The sequence below is a fragment of the Streptomyces sp. NPDC049887 genome (assembly GCF_040656535.1).
Taxonomy (GTDB): Bacteria; Actinomycetota; Actinomycetes; order Streptomycetales; family Streptomycetaceae; genus Streptomyces.
Genome location: NZ_JBFAMM010000004.1, coordinates 109,455 through 129,207 on the forward strand (window position 1 = coordinate 109,455; position 19,753 = coordinate 129,207).

16 protein-coding genes are annotated in these 19,753 nt (G+C 71.8%); 4 read left to right on the forward strand and 12 right to left on the reverse strand.

Annotated features, from left to right (window positions below):
* Window positions 1-166 precede the first annotated feature (166 nt).
* Window positions 167-1,777: a beta-N-acetylhexosaminidase gene (locus AB0J10_RS06635; RefSeq protein WP_363058489.1), complete on the forward strand. Its 1,611-nt coding sequence runs from the start codon at window positions 167-169 to the stop codon at window positions 1,775-1,777.
* Window positions 1,778-2,028: 251 nt separating this feature from the next.
* On the opposite strand, the gene AB0J10_RS06640 is transcribed toward AB0J10_RS06635, so the two are convergent.
* The 10 genes from AB0J10_RS06640 to AB0J10_RS06685 all read right to left on the reverse strand — a co-directional run bounded on the left by AB0J10_RS06640 (window position 2,029) and on the right by AB0J10_RS06685 (window position 15,209).
* Entirely contained in the window at window positions 2,029-3,810 is a 1,782-nt protein-coding gene (locus AB0J10_RS06640; protein WP_363058491.1) for an IucA/IucC family siderophore biosynthesis protein, read from the reverse strand.
* A complete protein-coding gene (locus AB0J10_RS06645) occupies window positions 3,807-4,394 on the reverse strand; it encodes a GNAT family N-acetyltransferase (RefSeq protein ID WP_363058493.1) in 588 nt (195 codons plus the stop codon). The genes AB0J10_RS06640 and AB0J10_RS06645 overlap by 4 nt, the downstream gene beginning before the upstream one ends.
* Window positions 4,391-5,671, reverse strand: coding sequence for a lysine N(6)-hydroxylase/L-ornithine N(5)-oxygenase family protein (locus tag AB0J10_RS06650; protein ID WP_363058495.1), 1,281 nt, complete (start codon window positions 5,669-5,671; stop codon window positions 4,391-4,393). The genes AB0J10_RS06645 and AB0J10_RS06650 overlap by 4 nt, the downstream gene beginning before the upstream one ends.
* Entirely contained in the window at window positions 5,655-7,097 is a 1,443-nt protein-coding gene (locus AB0J10_RS06655) for an aspartate aminotransferase family protein (protein WP_363058497.1), read from the reverse strand. Before AB0J10_RS06655 ends, AB0J10_RS06650 begins: the two co-directional genes overlap by 17 nt.
* A 249-nt stretch (window positions 7,098-7,346) precedes the next feature.
* A complete protein-coding gene (locus AB0J10_RS06660; RefSeq protein WP_363058499.1) occupies window positions 7,347-8,195 on the reverse strand; it encodes a siderophore-interacting protein in 849 nt (282 codons plus the stop codon).
* Between the two features lie 3 nt (window positions 8,196-8,198).
* Window positions 8,199-9,239 carry an ABC transporter substrate-binding protein gene (locus AB0J10_RS06665; RefSeq protein WP_363058501.1) on the reverse strand — a complete coding sequence of 347 codons (1,041 nt, stop codon included), beginning with the start codon at window positions 9,237-9,239 and terminating at the stop codon, window positions 8,199-8,201.
* A 171-nt stretch (window positions 9,240-9,410) separates the two neighbouring features.
* Window positions 9,411-10,577, reverse strand: coding sequence for an acyl-CoA dehydrogenase family protein (locus AB0J10_RS06670; protein WP_363058503.1), 1,167 nt, complete (start codon window positions 10,575-10,577; stop codon window positions 9,411-9,413).
* Between the two features lie 2 nt (window positions 10,578-10,579).
* Window positions 10,580-11,533 (reverse strand): hydroxymethylglutaryl-CoA lyase, encoded by a 954-nt coding sequence (locus AB0J10_RS06675; RefSeq protein ID WP_363058505.1) that lies wholly within the window; start codon window positions 11,531-11,533, stop codon window positions 10,580-10,582.
* Window positions 11,530-13,548 carry an acetyl-CoA carboxylase biotin carboxylase subunit gene (locus AB0J10_RS06680; protein WP_363058507.1) on the reverse strand — a complete coding sequence of 673 codons (2,019 nt, stop codon included), beginning with the start codon at window positions 13,546-13,548 and terminating at the stop codon, window positions 11,530-11,532. Before AB0J10_RS06680 ends, AB0J10_RS06675 begins: the two co-directional genes overlap by 4 nt.
* A 29-nt stretch (window positions 13,549-13,577) precedes the next feature.
* Complete coding sequence (locus tag AB0J10_RS06685; RefSeq protein ID WP_363058509.1) at window positions 13,578-15,209, reverse strand: carboxyl transferase domain-containing protein; 1,632 nt, start codon at window positions 15,207-15,209, stop codon at window positions 13,578-13,580.
* A 98-nt stretch (window positions 15,210-15,307) separates the two neighbouring features.
* Here AB0J10_RS06685 and AB0J10_RS06690 point away from each other — a divergent pair, with 98 nt between their 5' ends.
* Both AB0J10_RS06690 and AB0J10_RS06695 read left to right on the forward strand, forming a co-directional pair.
* Complete coding sequence (locus AB0J10_RS06690; protein WP_363058511.1) at window positions 15,308-15,898, forward strand: TetR/AcrR family transcriptional regulator; 591 nt, start codon at window positions 15,308-15,310, stop codon at window positions 15,896-15,898.
* An 89-nt stretch (window positions 15,899-15,987) separates the two neighbouring features.
* On the forward strand, window positions 15,988-16,767 hold the full coding sequence (locus AB0J10_RS06695) for a phosphatase (RefSeq protein ID WP_363058513.1): 780 nt from the start codon (window positions 15,988-15,990) through the stop codon (window positions 16,765-16,767).
* Here the strand turns inward: AB0J10_RS06695 and AB0J10_RS06700 are convergent.
* Window positions 16,703-17,818: a cation diffusion facilitator family transporter gene (locus AB0J10_RS06700; RefSeq protein WP_363058515.1), complete on the reverse strand. Its 1,116-nt coding sequence runs from the start codon at window positions 17,816-17,818 to the stop codon at window positions 16,703-16,705. The genes AB0J10_RS06695 and AB0J10_RS06700 overlap by 65 nt on opposite strands.
* A 274-nt stretch (window positions 17,819-18,092) precedes the next feature.
* Here AB0J10_RS06700 and AB0J10_RS06705 point away from each other — a divergent pair, with 274 nt between their 5' ends.
* Window positions 18,093-18,830, forward strand: a complete 738-nt coding sequence (locus AB0J10_RS06705) for an alpha/beta fold hydrolase (protein ID WP_363058517.1) — start codon at window positions 18,093-18,095, stop codon at window positions 18,828-18,830.
* Window positions 18,831-18,874: 44 nt separating this feature from the next.
* On the opposite strand, the gene tesB is transcribed toward AB0J10_RS06705, so the two are convergent.
* A complete protein-coding gene (gene tesB, locus AB0J10_RS06710; RefSeq protein WP_363058519.1) occupies window positions 18,875-19,750 on the reverse strand; it encodes an acyl-CoA thioesterase II in 876 nt (291 codons plus the stop codon).
* Between the last annotated feature and the right edge of the window lie 3 nt (window positions 19,751-19,753).

Genomic DNA, 19,753 nt, shown 5'->3' on the forward strand with positions numbered 1-19,753 from the left:
CTGGACCCGTACCCGGGCACGGGACGGTGACCGTTCGGGCGAAGTGGTCTGCACCGGCACCGGGAAGTGGTCTACACCTTGACCGCTCCTGAGGCGCGCGGTACGCATGGTGACCGTTCGGTTGCTCGGCACCACAGTCGCCACGCCCCTCGAAGGGACCCAGCCTGTGAGACAGCGCAGAACGCTCCCCCGGCTCCTCGGATCACTTCTGCTGGTCGCCACCGCCGGCGTCGCCGGAGTCGGCGCGGCCCCCGCGCCCGGACAGGGGCCCGCGCCCGGCCCCAGACCGCTCGGCGAGGTCGTGCCGGCACCCGCCTCCGTCCGTCCCGCGGGGTCGCCGTACACCCTCACGCCCGCGACCCGGATCCGCGTCGAAACCGGCTCCCGAGAAGCCCGCCGCATCGCCGCCGAACTCGCCGCCGTGCTGCGCCCGTCCACCGGTTACGCGCTGCCGGTCACCGGCGGCGACGGCCGCGGCGGCATCCGGCTCGTGCTCGGTTCGCGCGACAGGGGACTCGGCGACGAGGGCTACCGGCTGGAGTCCGGCCGCGGCGGTGTCACGATCACCGCCCGGAAGCCCGCGGGCCTCTTCCACGGCGTCCAGACGCTCCGCCAACTGCTGCCGGCCGCGGTGGAGAAGGACACCCGCCAGGCGGGGCCGTGGCAGGTCCCCGGCGGGACCATCACCGATGTGCCGCGCTTCGGGCACCGCGGCGCGATGCTCGACGTCTCCCGGCACTTCTTCACCGTCGACCAGGTCAAGCGCTACATCGACCAACTGGCGCTCTACAAGATCAACAAACTGCACCTGCACCTCTCCGACGACCAGGGCTGGCGGATCGCCCTCGACTCCTGGCCGCGGCTCGCGACCTACGGCGGGTCCACCCAGGTCGGCGGAGGCCCGGGCGGCCACTACACCAAGGACCAGTACAGGGAGCTCGTCGCCCACGCAGGCTCCCGCCACATGGAGGTGATCCCGGAGATCGACATGCCGGGCCACACCAACGCGGCCCTCGCCTCCTACGCCGAGCTGAACTGCGACGGCGTCGCCCCTCCGCTCTACACGGGCACGGCGGTCGGCTTCAGCTCGCTGTGCGTGCGCAAGGCCGTCACGTACGACTTCGTGGACGACGTCGTGCGCGAGCTCGCCGCGCTGACGCCCGGCAGGTACCTCCACATCGGCGGCGACGAGGCCCACTCCACCAGCCACGAGGACTATGTGACGTTCATGGACCGGGCGCAGGCCGCCGTCGCCGAGTACGGCAAGACGGTCGTCGGCTGGCACCAGCTCACCGGGGCCAGGCCCGCCGAGGGTGCCGTCGCCCAGTACTGGGGACTGGACGGCACCGGCGCCGCGGAGAAGGAACAGGTCGCGAGGGCCGCACGGAACGGCACCGGGATCGTCCTGTCGCCCGCCGACCGGATCTACCTCGACATGAAGTACCACAAGGACACCCCCCTCGGCCTGGCCTGGGCGGGGTACGTCGAGGTCCGGCGTTCCTACGACTGGGACCCGGGCGCCTATCTGCCGGGCGTGCCCGTGTCGGCGATCGCAGGGGTCGAGGCCCCGCTGTGGACCGAGACCCTCGCCACCAGCGACCAGCTGGAGTTCATGGCCTTCCCGAGGCTGCCCGGGGTCGCCGAGCTGGGCTGGTCACCGGCCTCCACGCACGACTGGGACGCCTACAGGGTGCGGCTCGCGGCGCAGGGGCCGCGGATGTCGGCGCTCGGCATCGACTACTACCGCTCGCCGCAGGTGCCCTGGCCCGCGGACTGACGCGGCCGGGCGCCGCCGCTCGGGAGCGGTACGCGGCGGTCGGCACCGGGCGGCCCCGGCGTGAAGGAACGGTCCGCCCCGGCGCGAAGGAGCGGGCGGGAACGCGGCGGGAAGGAGCGGGCAACGGGCCCGCACGAGGGCGGGCTCGACACGAGGGCGGGCTCGACACGAGGGCGGGCGCAAGGAGAGCGGGCGTCCGGCGGAGGACCGTACTCCGCCGGGCGCCCGCCCGGTCCGCGACCCCGTGTGGGCTACCGGAACCGCGCGATCGGGTTCTCCAGGTCACCCACCAGTTGGAGGGCGCCCGACGGGTCGGCCAGGTCCACCATCTGCTTGTTGTCGCGCAGCTGGAGCCGGTTGAGGCAGGAGAGCGCGAACTCCGGTGCGAACATGTCGTACTGCTCGAACTTCTCCCGCAGGTGCGGCATCGACTCCTGGTAGCCGGCGACGCATTCGGCGACCGTCCGCCAGAAGGCTTCCTCGTCGAGCACGCCCTCCGTGACCAGCGCGGCGGCGAGGAACCGGAAGAAGCAGTCGAAGACGTCCGTGAAGACCGACAGCAGCTTCATGTCCTCGGGGACCTCGGCGCGGACCCGCTCGACCGCGGGTGGCAGGACCGCGTCCGGGTCCATCACGCAGATCTCCTCGGCGATGTCCTTGAAGATCGCGCGCCGCACCGCGCCGTCCTCGCCGAGCACCAGGATGACGTTCTCCCCGTGCGGCATGTAGACGAGGTCGTACGCGTAGAAGCAGTGCAGTACCGGCAGCAGGTAGGCGTCCAGGTAGCGGCGCAGCCACACCTCGGGCGCCAGCCCAGACCCCGCGATCAGCGCACCGGCGAAGGACTTCCCCGAGCGGTCGGTGTGGAGCAGCGCGGCCATCGTCGCCGGCCGCTCCCCTTCCTGGAGGGTGGGCACCGGGCTCTCGCGCCAGAGCGCGGCCAGCATCTTCCGGTAGGGGGAGAAGCGGTCCGTCGCGGCCTCGTACTCCAGGTGCCGGTACCCGACCGCGGCCCGCTCTCGGATGATCGAGAAACGCGCCGCCGTCAGCACCTCGTCGCTCTCGATCAGCCCGGCGAGCCAGTCGTTGATGGCGGGTGTGGCCTCCATGTACGCGGCGGACAGTCCCCGCATGAAGCCCATGTTGATGACGGACATCGCCGTCTTCACATAGTGCTTGGAGGGGTTGCTGGTGTTGAAGAAGGTGCGGATCGACTGCTGGGCCAGGTACTCGTCGTCGCCCTCCCCGAGCGGCACCAGCCGCCGCCGGGCCACCTCGGCGGCGAAGGTGACGGAGAGCTTGTTCCACCACTGCCAGGGGTGGACGGGCATCAGCAGGTAGTCCGCCGGGTCCAGCCCGAGGCCGCGCAGCCGGGCGTCGAACCGGTCGAGCGTCCCCTGGCCCAGCTCGGCCCGCATCAGGTTCTCGTAGCCGAGGTCGGTGCAGGAGGTGAACGCGGCACGCGAGCGGTGCGCCGCCAGCCACAGCAGCCGGACCGGGGCCGCGGCCTCCGGCGCGTACCGGTGGTACTCGTGGATGCCGAAGCCCAGCCGTCCGTTGTTGGCGACGAAGCAGGGGTGGCCCTCGGTCATCCCGGTCTCGATGTCCTGGAACCCGGCGCGGCTGAGCTCGGCCGCGGACACCTCGGGCTTGGTGAGCTTGTAGGCCGTGCCGGACAGGGTGGAGGAGATCTCCTCCAGGTACACCGGCAGGATCTCGTCGGACAGGCCGAGGGCGCCGCGCAGCTCGGTGAAGAACTCCAGTGCGTCCAGGGGAAGTTCGGTGCCGTCGCGGTGGCGGGTCACGGAGTCCGCATCGACCTGCCAGTGGTCGAGTGCCAGCCGGCCGGCGGCGAACCGGTACTCGGTCCTGCCGTCGTCGCTGAGCACCGCCCAGCGGCCGTCCCCGAGGTCCTTCGGCGCGAGCAGCCGCTCGTGGGAGAACTCGGCGAGGCCCTTGCGGACCAGCTGCCGGTTGGCCTCGGCCCACAGCTCGGGGGTGAGGTGGGAGACGCTGTCGATCGCCGTGGTCATCGCGGCACCTCCACATCGCCGACGGCCGCCTCGAACCGCTCGCGCGTGCAGAAGCTCAGCAGCGCCGCCTTCTCGGGCTTCTGTATCTCGCGCTCGGGCACGAAACCGACAGCCTCGTTGAGCGCGTGCACGGCCTTGTTCCCGACGTCCGGCTCGACGACGACGCGCCGCGTCGCCGGGTCGGCGAACAGCTCGCGCATCACGGCGGTGATCACGGCCCGGGTGAAGCCGTGCACCGGGGTGTCCGTCGGGGCGACCAGGAAGTGCATGCCGACGTCGCCCGGCTCGGGCTCGTAGAGGCCGACCAGCTCCACGTGGCGCGGGTCGTAGCGCTCCATCAGGAAGGCGGGCTCACCGTCGTGCAGCCCCATGAAGGCGTCGTGGTGCTCGTGCGCGGCGATCCTCATGTACTCGCGCTCGACGTCCTCCAGCTTCGCGTCCTGCATCATCCAGAAGGCGGCCTTGGGGTGGGTGACCCAGCGGTGCAGCAGCTCGGCGTCGCTCGGGCTCTCCCCACCGGAGGCACGGGTCGGGTCGAGGGGACGGACGGAGAACGTCCCCAGGGCGGGGGCGGTGCTGCTCATACGGCGAACTCCTGGAATGCGATGGTCTTCTCCACGGGGTAGTACTCACTGCCGAGCATCTCGGCGATGATGTACGCGTTGCGGTACGCGCCCATGCCCAGGTCGGGCGAGGTGATGGAGTGCGTGTGCACCCCCGCGTTCTGCAGGAAGACGCCACGCCCCGTGGTGTCGATCGAGTAGTTGCGGGCGACGTCGAAGCGGCCCTGGCCGTCCCGGCGCAGCCGGTCGCGCACGGGCTCCAGGAACTCGGGGGTGACGTACTTGTAGCCCGTGGCGAGGATCAGGCCCTCGGTCCGGATCTCGAAGTCCTTCTCCTGCTCCTCCTGGCGCAGACCCAGTGTGTACGCGCCGTTCTCGTAGGAGGCGGTGCACAGCGCGGTGTTGGTGAGCAGACGCGTCGGCACCGGGCCGCCGAGGTTCTTCCGGTAGAGCAGGTCGAAGATCTCGTTGATGAGATCTCCGTCGATGCCCTTGAAGAGGTTCTTCTGCTGGGTCTCCAGCCGGTAGCGGGTGGCCTCCGGCAGCGCGTGGAAGTAGTCCACGTACTCGGGGGAGGTCATCTCCAGGGTCAGCTTGGTGTACTCCAGCGGGAAGAACCGCGGGGAGCGGGTGACCCAGTTGAGCCGGTAGCCGTGGACGTCGATCTCGGCGAGGAGGTCGTAGTAGATCTCCGCGGCGCTCTGGCCGCTGCCGACGAGGGTGATCGACTCCTTCTTCTGCAGCTCCTCCTTGGCCTGGAGGTAGCGCGAGTTGTGGATGAAGTCGCCGCCGAGGCCCTGGCAGGACTCCGGGACGTAGGGCGGGGTGCCGGTGCCCAGGACGAGTCTGCGCGCGCGGAACGTCTCGCCGTCGGCGGTGCGGACGGCGTAGACCTCGTCCTCGGCCTCGAAGTCGACCCGGGTGACCGAGGTGTCGAAGCGGATGCTGCTCAGCTTGGCGGCGGCCCAGCGGCAGTAGTCGTTGTACTCGGTGCGCAGCGGGTAGAAGTTCTCGCGGATGTAGAACGAGTAGAGTCGGCCCTTCTCCTTCAGGTAGTTGAGGAAGGAGTACGGCGACGTGGGATCGGCGAGCGTGACCAGGTCCGACATGAACGGGGTCTGCAGGTGGGCGCCGTCGAGAAACATGCCCGAGTGCCACTCGAAGTCCGGCTTGGACTCCAGGAAGAGGCCGTTCAGCTCGTCGACCGGCTCGGTCAGGCAGGCGAGGCCGAGGTTGAACGGACCCAGTCCGATACCGATGAAATCGTGGATGTCACGGTGCTCAGGAGGCGTGGACAAGGCTCTCTCCAAGGTACTGCGCGGCGTGGCCGGCTATCAGGTCGAGGACGGCGGCGATGTCGGCCACGGTCGTCTCGGGGTTCAGCAGGGTGAATTTCAGGTACTGGCGGCCGTCGACCTTGGTCCCGGCGACGACGGCCTCCCCGGAGGCGAACAGGGCCTTGCGGGCGTGCAGATTGGCGCGGTCGATCTCCGCGGGGGAGGTGACCCGCTCCGGGACGTAGCGGAAGACCAGGGTGGACAGCGGGGGCTCGACGACGACGTCGTAGCGGGGGTCGGCGGCGAGCAGCCGCCAGCCCTCGGACGCGAGGTCGCACACCTCGTCGAAGAGCTGCCCGACCCCCTCCGCGCCCATGACGCGCAGGGTCATCCACAGCTTGAGGGCGTCGAAGCGGCGGGTGGTCTGGAGGGACTTGTCCACCTGGTTGGGGATCTTCTCCTCCACCGTGCGCCGGGGGTTGAGGTAGTCCGCGTGGTAGGTGGCGTGCCGCAGTGTCGCCCCGTCCCGTACCAGCAGCGCGGAGGAACTCACCGGCTGGAAGAAGGACTTGTGGTAGTCGACGGTCACCGAGTCGGCGTGCTGGACGCCCTCCAGGAGCCCGCGGCGCGTGGGCGAGGCGAGCAGCCCGCAGCCGTAGGCGGCGTCGACGTGCATCCAGGTGCCGTACTCCTCGCACAGCGCGGCGATCTCGGGCAGCGGGTCGATGGAGCCGAAGTCCGTGGTGCCGGCGGTGGCGACGACCGCCATCGGTACCAGCCCGGCGCGCCGGCACTTCTCCAGTTCGGCGGCGAGGGCCACGGTCTGCATGCGTCGGTCGCGGTCGACGGGCACGGACACGACCGCGTCCCGGCCGAGGCCGAGGAGGGTCGCGGACTTCTGGACGCTGAAGTGGCTGCACTCGGAGGAGAAGACGCGCAGCTTGGACAGGTCGTCCGTCTTGGTCTCCTCGCGGGCGAGCAGCATCGCCTGGAGGTTGGACTGGGTGCCGCCGCTGGTGAAGACGCCGTCGGCGGCGGGGCCGAGGCCGATCCGGCGGGTGGTCCAGTCGATGAGCCTGCGCTCGATCAGTGTGCCGCCGGCGCTCTGGTCCCAGGTGTCCAGCGAGGAGTTGACGGCGGAGAGGACGGCCTCGCCGAGCACGGCGGGGATCACGACCGGGCAGTTGAGGTGGCCGAGGTAGCGCGGGTGGTGGAAGTAGACCGCGTCGCGCAGGTACACCCGCTCCAGCTCGTCCAGCGCGGCGGAGGAGTCGCCGAGCGGCTGGTCGAGGTCGACGGCGGCGATCGCCGGTGCCAGCTCGTCCGGGGTGACTCCCGTGAACGGGCGCCTGGTCGTGGCGAGTTTGTTCGCCACCCGCTCGACTCCTTCGGTCACGGAGCTGCGGTAGAGCTCCGCCGTTGTGTCGTTGAGCAGGTGCGAGCGCATGGTGGGGGTCCTCCCGGTGCGGGGACGTGACAGCACCGCCCCCTGGGGCAGGAGCGGAGGGTGGGGCGACTGGAACTTAGGTTAGCCTAACCTGAATCCCCGCTTCCGTCCGCCCCCTACTCCACGGAAGCGGCAGCGAGTTGGCTCACATCCGGCTCGGCTCGCCCGGCGGAGCGCATGACGGCGCGGCCCCGTCGGCGGTGGACGGGGCCGCGGGCAACGGCTTCGAGCGGGACGGAGGTTCGGGGCCTACGCGTCGTCTTCGGGAGTCTCGCGCAGGGCGTCCTCACTGAGGCCCTTGCGCCAGTAGCCGACGAAGGTGACCCGGCGGCGGTCGAGTCCGCGCTCGTTCACCAGATGGCGGCGCAGTGCCTTGACGGAGCCCGACTCGCCGGCGATCCAGGCGTACGGGGCGGAGCCGGTGAACTCGGCGGCGCGCAGGGCCTCGACGGCCGGTGGCGCGCCCTCGTCCCGCACCAGCCAGGTGACGGTCGCGTCGGCCGCGGTCTCCGGCTCGATCCGGTCACCGGCGTGCGGGACCTCGATCCAGACCTGCGCGCGGATCCCGGCGGGCAGCCACTCCAGAATCGCCGAGGCGGCGGGCAGCGCGGTCTCGTCCGCCCAGATCACCACCGAGTCGGCGCCCTCCGGCAGCCGGAAGCGCACCGCGGTGTTGTCGGCGACCGCGGGCCCGAGGATCGTCACCCGGTCACCGGGGGAAGCCTTCTGCGCCCAGCGGCAGGCCGGTCCGCCGTCCTCGTGCACGGCGAAGTCGATGTCGATCTCTCCGTGTTCGCCGGCGTCGGGCCGCTGCTCGCGGACCGTGTACGAGCGCAGTACGGCCCGCTCGTCGTCCGGCAGCGCCCGCCAGGCGCCGAGCCGCGCGTACATGTCCTCCTCGCCGGGGAGCGGGATGACCGGTTCCTCCTGTCCCGGGTGCGGCAGGAAGAGCGAGAGCGACTGGTCGCGCCCACCGGAGGCGAAGCCTTCGAGGGCCTCGCCCCCGAAGGTGACGCGGATCAGCGACGGGCCGAGCCGCCGCGTCCGCGCGACCTGGAGAGGGAAGAAACGGAACGGGGCGGCTACGGCTGTCGGCATGGGTCAGACGGCCTTCTTCGCGTTCTCGATGGCCTTGGCCAGGTCCTCGAGGATCGGCGTGCACTTCTCGTACGAGTAGATCGGCTCGGTCACGCGCGGGACGACCTGGCCGGCCTTCACGGCGGGCAACTGGGCCCAGGTCGGCTTGGACTTCAGGGCCTCCGGCTGGAGGGCCGAGGCGCGGTTGTCCATCATGATGATGTCGGCCTTGTACTTGTCGACGTTCTCCCAGCTGAGGCCCTCGAACCAGCCGCCGGCGTCGAGCTTGTCGGGCGTCACGAAGTTGACGCCGAGCTCCTTGAAGTAGAGCGTGTCGGTCGGCCGGGCCGGGGTGGAGACGTAGAACAGGTCGGCGCTCGCGGAGCCGATGAGCACCTTGATCTCGGGCTTGGCCTTCGCGGCGGCGCGCAGCCGGGCGGCGGCCTTCTCGAAGGCGGCCTTGGCGTCCGTGACCTTCTTGGTCCTGACGTCCGCGCCGAGGGACTCGGCCAGCTCGACGTGGCGCTGCAGGACCTTGGGCATCGAGGAGTCGGAGGCCCACAGGGCGACGCTCGGGGCCAGCTTCAGGATCTTGTCCTTGGACTGGTCCGGCACGTACCAGAGGGCGTCCTTCTCCCACATGTCGGTGATGAGCACGTCCGGCGCCAGGGCCGCGTACTGCTCGACGTTGAACTCGCCCCAGACGTTGCCGAGGACCTCGACCTTGTCGATGTCGAGGTCGCCCGCCTGGACGTCCGGGGTCCTGGTGCCCTTGGCCTTGTCCTCGACGTAGGTCGGGCCGAAGACGCCCTTCACCTCGATGCCGAAGCCGTGGAGCGAGGCCGCCGTGCCGGTGAACGCCACGATGTTCTTCGGCGTCGCCTTGGTCTCGGCGACCTGGCCGCGGTCGTCCTTGAACTGCCAGGGGCCGGACTTCTTCGCGTCCGAGCCCGACTCGCCCTTGTCCTCGGAACCGCAGGCGGAGAGGGCGGCGGTGAGGCCGAGAGCGCCGCCCGCGGCGAGCAGACCGCGACGGGTGAGGTGGGAAGCGCGGGCATTGGGCATGAAAGGGTTCGCTTTCGGTGCGTGCCGGTGGGGGCGGCCTCTGAGCAAGTCGAAGGTAGGTTAGCCTAACCTCAGATCTTGTCGAGAGGCCGCCCCCACGTGACGCTGATCACCGCGCCGTGAGCAGGGCGTTCGCCGACGGGCGGGGCGCCGCCGGACGGCCCGTGGGTCCTACGACTGCAGCCCCAACTCGCGGGCCACCAGCATCCGCTGCACCTCGCTCGTACCCTCGCCGATCTCCAGGATCTTGGAGTCGCGCCACATGCGGGCCACCGGGTACTCGTTCATGAAGCCGTACCCGCCGTGGATCTGCGTGGCGTCACGGGCGTTGTCGACGGCGACCGTGGAGGAGTACAGCTTCGCCAGCGCCGCCTCCTTCTTGAACGGCTCGCCGAGGACGAGCCGCGACGCCGCGTCCCGCCAGCCGATCCGGGCCATGTGCGCCCGCATCTCCATGTCGGCGATCTTGAATTGGATGGCCTGGTTGTCGCCGATCGCGCGGCCGAAGGCGTGGCGCTCCCTGGCGTACTTCACCGACTCGTCCACACAGCCCTGCGCCAGACCCGTGGCGAGGGCGGCGATGGCGATCCGGCCCTCGTCGAGGATGCGCAGGAACTGGGCGTAGCCCCGGCCCTCCTCGCCCAGCAGGTTCGCGAACGGCACGCGCACGTCGGAGAAGGACAGCTCCCGGGTGTCCGAGGCGTTCCACCCGACCTTCGAGTACGGGGCGGCGACCGTGAAGCCGGGGGTGCCCGACGGGACGATGATGGAGGAGATCAGCGGCTTGCCGGTGTCCGTGCGGCCGGTGACGGCGGTGACCGTGACCAGGCCCGTGATGTCGGTGCCGGAGTTGGTGATGAAGCACTTGGAGCCGTTGATCACCCACTCGCCGGTCGACTCGTCGCGCACGGCCGTGGTCTTCGTGCCGCCCGCGTCCGAACCGGCCTCCGGCTCGGTCAGCCCGAAGGCGCCGAGGATCTCACCGGAGCAGAGCCGGGGCAGCCACTCCCGCTTCTGCTCCTCGGTGCCGAACCGGAAGACCGGCATGGCGCCGAGCGAGACCCCGGCCTCCAGGGTGATGGCGACGGAGGAGTCGACGCGGGCCAGCTCCTCCAGGGCGATGCCGAGGGCGAGGTAGTCCCCGCCCATCCCGCCGTACTCCTCCGGGAAGGGCAGGCCGAACAGGCCCATCCGACCCATCTCGCGGACGATCTCGTACGGGAACTCGTGCCGCTCGTAGAAGTCGCCGATCTTGGGGGCGACGACATCGTGGGCGAACTCCTCGACGGTGCGGCGAAGTTCCTCGTGCTCGGGGGTGAGGCGGTGGTCGAGCGACATGGCTAGGACTCCTTGTGGGAAGCCGTGCCCGCGAGGGCGCGAACGGTGCGTGACGGGCTGGGACGGCCCAGCCGCTCGGCCATCCACACGCTCGTGGCGGTGAGCCGGCCGAGGTCGACCCCGGTCTCGATGCCGAGGCCGTGGAGCATCCACACGAGGTCTTCGGTGGCGAGGTTCCCGGTGGCGCTCTTCGCGTACGGGCAGCCGCCGAGGCCGCCCGCGGAGGCGTCGACGGTGGTGACGCCGTGCTGGAGCGCCGCGAGGGTGTTGGCCAGTGCCTGGCCGTAGGTGTCGTGGAAGTGCACCCCGATGGCGCTGGTGGGCACGCCTTCCTCGTTCAACCGGGCGAGCAGCGCCTGGACATGGCCCGGGGTGGCGACGCCGATGGTGTCGCCGAGGCTCAGCTCGTCACAGCCCAGGTCCATCAGCCGCCGGGCCACGCGGACGACCTGGTGGACGGGCACCGCGCCCTCCCACGGGTCGCCGAAGCACATCGAGAGATAGCCGCGGACATGGACCTTGTCGTCCTTCGCCCGGGCCACCACGGGCTCGAACATGGCCAGCGACTCCTCGACCGTGCGGTTGAGGTTGCGCGCGGCGAAGGTCTCCGTCGCCGACGCGAAGACGGCGATCCGCCGCGCGCCCAGGGCGAGGGCACGGTCGAGCCCGCGCTCGTTCGGGACGAGGACCGGCAGGGCCACGCCCCCGATGTCCGCGAGCCGTGGGAACAGGTCCTCGGCGTCCGCCAGTTGGGGCACCCACTTGGGGTGGACGAAGCTGGTCGCCTCGACCGTCGTCAGTCCGGCCCCGGCGAGGCGGTGGACGAACTCCGCCTTCACCTCGGTCGGGACGACCTGCTTCTCGTTCTGCAGCCCGTCGCGGGGCCCGACCTCGTGGATCCGTACCCGGGGCGGCAGTCCGGCCACGGGCACCTCCATCGGCAGTCCCTCGGTCATGCCGTGCCCTCCTCGCCCCCGCCGTCGTGCGGGGCGACGACCGCCAGGACCTGGTCCATCACGACGGTGGTCCCCGGGGTGACGTCCAGTTCGGAGACGGTCCCGGCGTGCGGGGCCGAGATGACGTGCTCCATCTTCATCGCCTCCACGACCAGCAGGCTCTGGCCCGCGGCCACCTCGTCCCCGACCGCCACCTTCACGACCGTGACGGTGCCGGGCATCGGTGCGGAGAGCGTGTCGGCGCCCTGCCGGGCCGCCCCGCTCAGGCTCGCGGCGACCGGGTCGTGGTCCTGGACGTACCAGGAGTCGCCGTCGCGGCCGAGCCAGGTCCCGCCGGGGGCGGCGGCGTGGTGGAAGGTGTGGGTGAGGCCGTCGATCTCGACCGTGACCGTCGCCGTGCCCGCCACCGGGGCGGTGTCCGTCGCGTACCGGACGTGCTGGACGGGCAGCCCGTCCAGCACGGCCTCGGAGCCGCGCAGCCGGACCTCCACCGGCTCGTGGCCCGACACCCGGAAGTGGTGGACGGTCCAGGCGGGTTCACCGCCCATACGCCAGCCGCCGGGGACGGAGAACGGGTCCGTCCAGCCGGACGCGTCCACCGGCGCGGGCACCTTCCGCAGCAGCGCGGCGGCGGCGTACACCTCCGCCGGGACCGCGCCGTCGACGAGGGAGTCCGCCTCCCGCTCGACGAGGCCCGTGTCCAGGTCTCCCGCCACCACCTCGGGGTGGTCGAGCAGCCGGCGCAGGAAGCCCGCGTTCGTCGGCACGCCCAGGGTGACGTTGTCCGCCAGGGCCGCGCGCAGCCTGCGCAGCGCGGTCGCGCGGTCGGGGCCGTACGCGATGACCTTCGACAGCATCGGGTCGTAGAGGCTGGAGACCTCCGTGCCCTCGCTGAGGCCCGAGTCGGTGCGCACCCCGTCGCCCCGGGGCTCGCTCAGGGCGAGGACCGTGCCGCCCGACGGCAGGAAGCCGCGGGCCGGGTCCTCCGCGCAGACGCGGGCCTCGACCGCGTGCCCGGTGAGCGCGATGTCCTTCTGGCCGAAGGGCAGTTCCTCGCCCGCGGCCACCCGCAACTGCCACTCCACCAGGTCCAGGCCGGTGACGAGCTCGGTCACCGGGTGCTCGACCTGGAGCCGGGTGTTCATCTCCATGAAGTAGTACGAGGACGGGTCGCCGCCGGGGACGATGAACTCGACGGTGCCCGCGCCCCGGTAGCCGCAGGACCGGGCCGCCTGCACCGCTGCCTCGCCCATCGCCGCGCGGATCTCCTCGTCCAGCAGGACCGAGGGCGCCTCCTCGATGATCTTCTGGTGGCGGCGCTGCAGGGAGCACTCGCGTTCGCCGAGGTGCACCACGTTGCCGTGGCCGTCCGCGAGGACCTGGATCTCGATGTGCCGGGGCCGGTCGATCCACCGCTCCACCAGCAGGGTGTCGTCGCCGAACGACGCACGCGCCTCCCGCCGGGCGGCCGCGATCTCCTCCAGCAGGGCCGACTCCACACGGGTCAGCCGCATGCCCTTGCCGCCGCCGCCCGCCGAGGGCTTCAGCAGGACCGGCATGCCGATCTCCCGCGCCGCCTCGGCCAGTTGGTCGTCGGTGAGTCCCGAGCCGGAGGATCCCGGGACGACCGGAACCCCGGCCGCCCGCACGGTCTCCTTGGCGCGGATCTTGTCGCCCATCAGCGAGATGGCGTCGGCGGACGGCCCGATGAACACCAGTCCCGCCTCCTCGCAGGCGCGGGCGAACCCCGCGTTCTCCGCGAGGAAGCCGTAGCCCGGGTGGACCGCCTGGGCGCCGCTGCGGTGTGCCGCGGCGAGCAGGCGCTCGACGGAGAGATAGCTCTCGGCGGCGGGCGCCGGGCCGAGCCGGACGGCGGTGTCCGCCTCGCGGACGTGCCGGGCGTCGGCGTCGGCGTCGCTGAACACGGCGACCGAGCGGACACCGAGGGCCCGCAGCGTACGGATGACGCGGACCGCGATCTCGCCTCGGTTGGCAACCAGAACGGTGTCGAACATCCGCTGTCCTTCGAACGTCACAGTGGTCCTCACATCCGGAATACGCCGAAGCCGGGCGCCGAGGCGTCCCTCTCGGGCAGCGGGGCGTTGGCGCAGGCGGTCAGGGCGAGCCCCAGCACCTGCCGGGTCTCCAGCGGGTCGATCACTCCGTCGTCCCACAGCCGGGCCGTGGCGTAGTACGCGCTGCCCTGCTGCTCGTACTGGGCGCGGATCGGGTCCTTGAACGCCTCCTCCGCGTCGGCGGGCCACTCCTCGCCGCGCGCCTCCAACTGGTCCCGCTTGACGGTGGCCAGCACGGACGCGGCCTGCTCGCCCCCCATCACCGAGATCTTGGCGTTGGGCCACATCCACAGGAAGCGGGGCGAATAGGCCCGGCCGCACATGGAGTAGTTGCCCGCGCCGTACGAGCCGCCGACGACGACGGTCAGCTTCGGCACCCGGGTGCACGCCACGGCCGTGACCATCTTGGCGCCGTGCTTGGCGATGCCGCCCGCCTCGTAGTCCTTGCCGACCATGAAGCCGGAGATGTTCTGCAGGAACAGCAGGGGGATGCCCCGCTGGTCGCACAGTTCGATGAAGTGGGCGCCCTTCTGGGCCGATTCTGCGAACAGGATGCCGTTGTTGGCCACGATGCCGACCGGGTGGCCGTGGATCCGGGCGAAGCCGGTGACCAGCGTCGTGCCGAACTCCGCCTTGAACTCGGCGAAGCGGGATCCGTCCGTGACACGGGCGATGATCTCCCGGACGTCGTACGGCGTGCGGGAGTCCACCGGCACCGCCCCGTAGAGCCCGAACGGGTCCGCCTTGGGCTCCTCGACGGGCTCCACCGACCAGGGGAGCGGACCGCGCCCGGGGAGGGTGGACACGATGTTCCGCACGATCCTCAGCGCGTGCGCGTCGTTCTCCGCGAGGTGGTCCGTGACGCCGGAGACCCGGGAGTGGACCTCGCCGCCGCCCAGCTCCTCGGCCGTGACGACCTCACCGGTCGCGGCCTTCACCAGCGGCGGGCCGCCGAGGAAGATCGTGCCCTGGTTCCGCACGATCACGGCCTCGTCGCTCATCGCGGGGACGTAGGCGCCGCCGGCCGTGCAGGAGCCGAGCACCGCGGCGATCTGCGGGACGCGCGCCGCGGAGAGCCTCGCCTGGTTGTAGAAGATCCGGCCGAAGTGCTCGCGGTCGGGGAAGACCTCGTCCTGCATCGGCAGGAAGGCGCCGCCCGAGTCGACGAGGTAGACGCACGGCAGCCGGTTCTCCAGGGCCACCTCCTGGGCGCGCAGGTGCTTCTTCACCGTCATCGGGTAGTACGTGCCGCCCTTGACCGTGGCGTCGTTGGCGACGACGACGACCTCGCGGCCGCCGACCCGGCCGATACCGGCGATCACCCCGGCCGCCGGGGCCTGCCCGTCGTACATCCCGTCGGCCGCGAGGGGGGCCAGCTCCAGGAAGGGCGAGCCCGGGTCCAGGAGCGTGTCCACCCGGTCGCGCGGCAGCAGCTTCCCGCGCGCGGTGTGGCGCGCCCGGGCCTTCTCGCCACCGCCGAGCCGGGCCGCCGCCAGCTTCGCGCGCAGGGTGTCGGCCAGGGCGTGGTGCGCCGCCTCGTTGGCCTGCCAGGCGTCCGAGGCGGGATCTTCCGCACTCGTCAGCACAGGTGCTTGCCGCATCGTGTCGTGCCCCCTGTCAGAGCATCGTTCGTGTTAATGGGCGTTAACCCACGTGTTCAGGTTAACGATCGCTAACAGCCTTGTCTAGAATCAGTGGCATGAGCACCAGGACCGACGCTCCGACCCGTCGCGAGCAGATCCTCAAGGAGGCCGCGCGCCTCTTCGCCGAGCGCGGCTTCCACGGCGTCGGAGTCGACGAGATAGGCGCCGCCGTCGGTATCAGCGGCCCCGGGCTGTACCGCCACTTCCCCGGCAAGGACGCGATGCTCGCCGAGCTGCTGGTCGGCATCTCCGGTCGGCTCCTGGACGGCGGCAGGCGCCGGGTCGCCGAGGCGGACGGCGTCCCCGAGCAGGTGCTCTCCTCCCTCATCGACGGGCACATCGACTTCGCCCTCGACGACCGCCCGCTCATCACGCTCCACGACCGGGAGCTGGACCGGCTGCGGGACAGCGACCGCAAGCTGGTACGCCAGCTCCAGCGCCAGTACGTCGAACTGTGGGTGGACGTCGTCCGCAGGCTGCACCCCGAGACCGGCGAGAACCAGGTCCGGGCGGCCGTCCACGCCGTCTTCGGCCTGCTGAACTCCACCCCGCACCTGGGCTCGTACGGCAACGGGCTGCCGGGCCGCGCGGCCATGGAGGACCTGCTGCGCAAGCTCGCCCACGGGGCGCTCGCCTCGCTGTCGTAAGGGGCGGCCCGCGGCGGCAGCCGGCGCCCCGGGTGTCCGGCCACCGGGACGCCGGGCACGCTCCGCACACCTGGCGGCACAATGGGCGCATGCCGATACCGAACCGCGCCGCCCTCGTCGACCATCTCGTCCGCACGCGTATCGCCGGAGACGTCGCCACCCCGCGCGACAACAACCTCTCCCACTACCGCAAGCTGGCCAACGGGGACCGCCACTACTGGCTGGGACTCGAGCTCGGCGACCGCTGGAGCGACGAGCAGGACGTCCTGGCCGTCATGGCCGAGCGCTGCGGCGTCAACGACGATCCGCAGTACCGGTACGGCCAGGACACCATCGATCCCGAGCTGACCGTCGACGCACTGGACCGGATGGCGGCCCGGCTGAAGCAGGCCGCCGCCGGACGGGAGTCGGTCCTCTTCGCCACCGGCCACCCCGGGGGCCTGCTCGACGTCCACCGGGGGATCGCCGACGCGCTCAGATCCACGGGCTGCGAGATCGTCCGCATTCCGTCCGGGCTCACCGCGGACGAGGGCATGGTCCACCAGTTCGCCGACGTGGCCGTGCTGGAGCGCGGCGCGACCCTGTGGCACACCCATTCCCCCGCGCCGATGGCCGCGATCCTGGACGGGCTGGAGCGGGACGGACGGGCCCGGCCCGACCTGGTCGTCGCCGATCACGGCTGGGCCGGCTGCGCGGGACAGCGGGGCGTCGACGCGGTCGGCTTCGCCGACTGCAACGACCCGGCCCTGTTCATCGGTGAGGCGGAGGGCACGGTGCGGGTGACGGTCCCGCTGGACGACCATGTCACGGACCCGCGCTTCTACGACCCGGTGACGGCGTACCTGCTGGACGCGGCCGGTCTCCTCTGAGCCCCGGCGGCTCCCCGGCCGAGGCCGGCCGCACCTGGTGCACGGCGGGCGTCGGGTCGAGGTACACCCGGCGGATCGCCGGGAAGCGCTGGCGCAGCTGCTCCTCGGCGTCCTCGCACGCCCACTCCACCTGCTCGGCCGAGGCGACGTCCCGGAAGTTCACCTTGGCCGCGATCAGGATCTCGGCCGGCCCCTGGACCAGGGTCGTCAGCTCCAGTACCTCCACGATGTGCGGGACCGTGAGCAGTTCCTCGTGCACGGCCCTCCGCATCCGGGGCGGCAGCGGTCGGCCGATGAGCAGCTGGGCGTTGCTGCGGCCCAGCACCCAGGCCACGTACACCAGCAGCAGGCCGATGAGGATCGAGGCGATCCCGTCCCAGACGGAGGAGCCGGTGAGCTGGGCGCCGGCCAGTCCGCCCGCCGCCAGCAGCAGCCCGCTCAGCGCCGCGGAGTCCTCCATGACCACGGCCTTGACCGCCGTGTCGGGGGTGTAGCGCAGATAGCGGCGCGCGGGCGTGCCGAAGCGGGCCGCCTCGCCGCGGATCTGCCGGACACCGGTCCGCAGCGAGTAGCCCTCCAGCACGGCGGCGACGGCCAGAACCGCGTACGAAGGCAGCGGATTGCCGAGCGTCTCGCCCTGTACGAGGGTGCGGACGCCGTCGTAGACGGAGAAGACCGCACCGCCGGCGAAGGTGGCGACGGACGCCAGCATCGCCCAGATGTAGCGCTCGGGGCCGTATCCCAGCGGATGCTCCTCGTCGGCCGGCCGGGCGCTCCGCCGCAGGGCCGTCAGCAGCAGCACCTCGGTCACCGTGTCGGCGACCGAATGGGCGGCCTCGGAGAGCATCGCACTCGATCCGCTGATGACGCCGGCGACGGCCTTGGCGACGGCGATGCCGAGGTTCGCGAGCGCCGCCACGATCACCGTGAAGGTGCTTTCCGGTCCCTTGACCGGTTCGATCCGCTCGGGAGCGGGCACGGGGGCGTCGGCCGGTCCGCCGGGCACGCGCGGTTTCCCGGACGGGTCGCCGGTGATCTCGTCGCTCGCCATGAGGGGAGCGTATGTCCGTTGTGCCCCCCTCGCTCGGGCGCGGCGCCCCACCCCGGAGTGCCGCCCGCGCGTTCGGGTGCGGCCCGCCGGTGGCGCCCGTGGGCCGCGGTCCCGAGGGTCCGGTCCGAGATCGCAGCCGCTGCCGCCCGGTGCGAGACTGACGACGAACCTCTTCGTTCGCGGGCCTGCCGCCGCGGTCGCCCGGCGGCGGTCGGCGGGGCCGGTGCGCTCCGGCGCCGCGGGCGCGCTCCGACGATCGGCAGGCGGTGAGGCGTTGGCCGACTTTCTCCTGGTCCACGGGGCCATGCACGGCGGGTGGTGCTGGCGCCGGGTGCGCGATCTGCTGGCGGCCCGCGGCCACCGGGTGCTCGCACCGAGCCTCACCGGCCAGGGGGAGCGCCACCACCTGCTCACCCGGGAGGTCGGTGTCGCCACGCACGTCGAGGACGTGGCGGCCCTTCTCTGGTACGAGGACGTCACGGACGTCCACCTGGTGCTCCACAGCTACGCGGGGATCCTGGCCGGGCCGCTGGCCGAGCGCGCCGGCGAGCGCCTGGCCTCGGTCGTCTGCCTCGGGGCGTTCCTTCTACGGCCCGGGCAGTGCCTGCTGGACGTCGAACCGCCCGACGTGGCCCGGCGCTACCGGGAGCAGGTCGCCGGTTCGGGCGACGGCTGGTACCTGCCCGCCGACGACTCCTTCCTCGCGCAGTGGGGCGTCCGGGACCCGCGGCTGAGGGGCTGGGCGGGGCCCCGCCTCACGGACTTCCCCTTCCGCTGCCAGACCGACCCCGTGCACTTCGACCCCGGCCCCCTCGACGCCCTGCGCAAGGTGTGGGTGCGGCACACGGAACCGTTTTTGCAGAACCTTCAGCCGTCCCTCGACCTGGCCCGCTCCGGCGGCTGGGAGATCCGGACCATGCCGTGCGGGCACGACATGATGCTGGAAGCGCCCGAGGCGACGGCCCGTCTGCTCGAGGACGTCGCGGGCGGGGACGTCGCCGGCGGGGACTGAGCCGGGCCGTGCACGCGGGGTGCCGCCGGCCGCCTCGGAGCCGGTCAGTCGTGCGGGACGCGGACGACGCCCTCCTGGATCACCGAGATCGCCAGCCGCCCGTCCTGGGTGTAGATGCGGGCCTGGCCGAGGCCGCGGCCACCGTGCGCACTCGGCGACTCCTGGTCGTACAGGAGCCACTCGTCGGCGCGGAACGGGCGGTGGAACCACATGGCGTGGTCCAGCGAGGCCCCGACGACGTCCCCGACCGCCCAGCCGCCGCGCCCGTGGGCCAGGAGCACCGAGTCGAGCAGCGTCATGTCGGAGACGTAGGTGGCGAGGCAGACGTGCAGCAGCGGATCGTCCGCCAGCTTGCCGTTCGTGCGGAACCACACCTGGGAGTGCGGCTCACGCCGCTCACCGATGCTCGCGTACGGGGGCCGGCCGACGTACCGGATGTCGACCGCGGCACGGGCCTCCAGCATGCGCTGCACGATCTCCGGGTGAAGGGGGTTCCCCGCGTACTCGGGCAGCCGCTCGGCGGCGGTCGGCAGGCTCTCCGGATCCGGCGCGTCGGGCATCACCGCCTGGTGGTCCAGCCCGTCCTCCCAGACCTGGAAGGACGCCGAGAGGTGGAAGATCGGCTGGCCGTGCTGGACGGCGACGACCCGCCGGGTGGTGAAGGACCGGCCGTCGCGGATGCGGTCGACGGTGTAGACGATCGGTGCGCCCGGGTCGCCCATGCGCAGGAAGTACGCGTGCAGGGAGTGCGCCGCACGGTCCTCGGGCACGGTGCGGCCCGCGGCGACGAGCGCCTGGGCCGCGACCTGTCCGCCGAAGACGCGGGGCACGATCGTGGGGCGCGAGTGGCCGCGGAAGATGTCCTGCTCGATCCGCTCCAGGTCGAGCAGATCGAGCAGGTCGTCGAGAGCCTCGCTCACAGG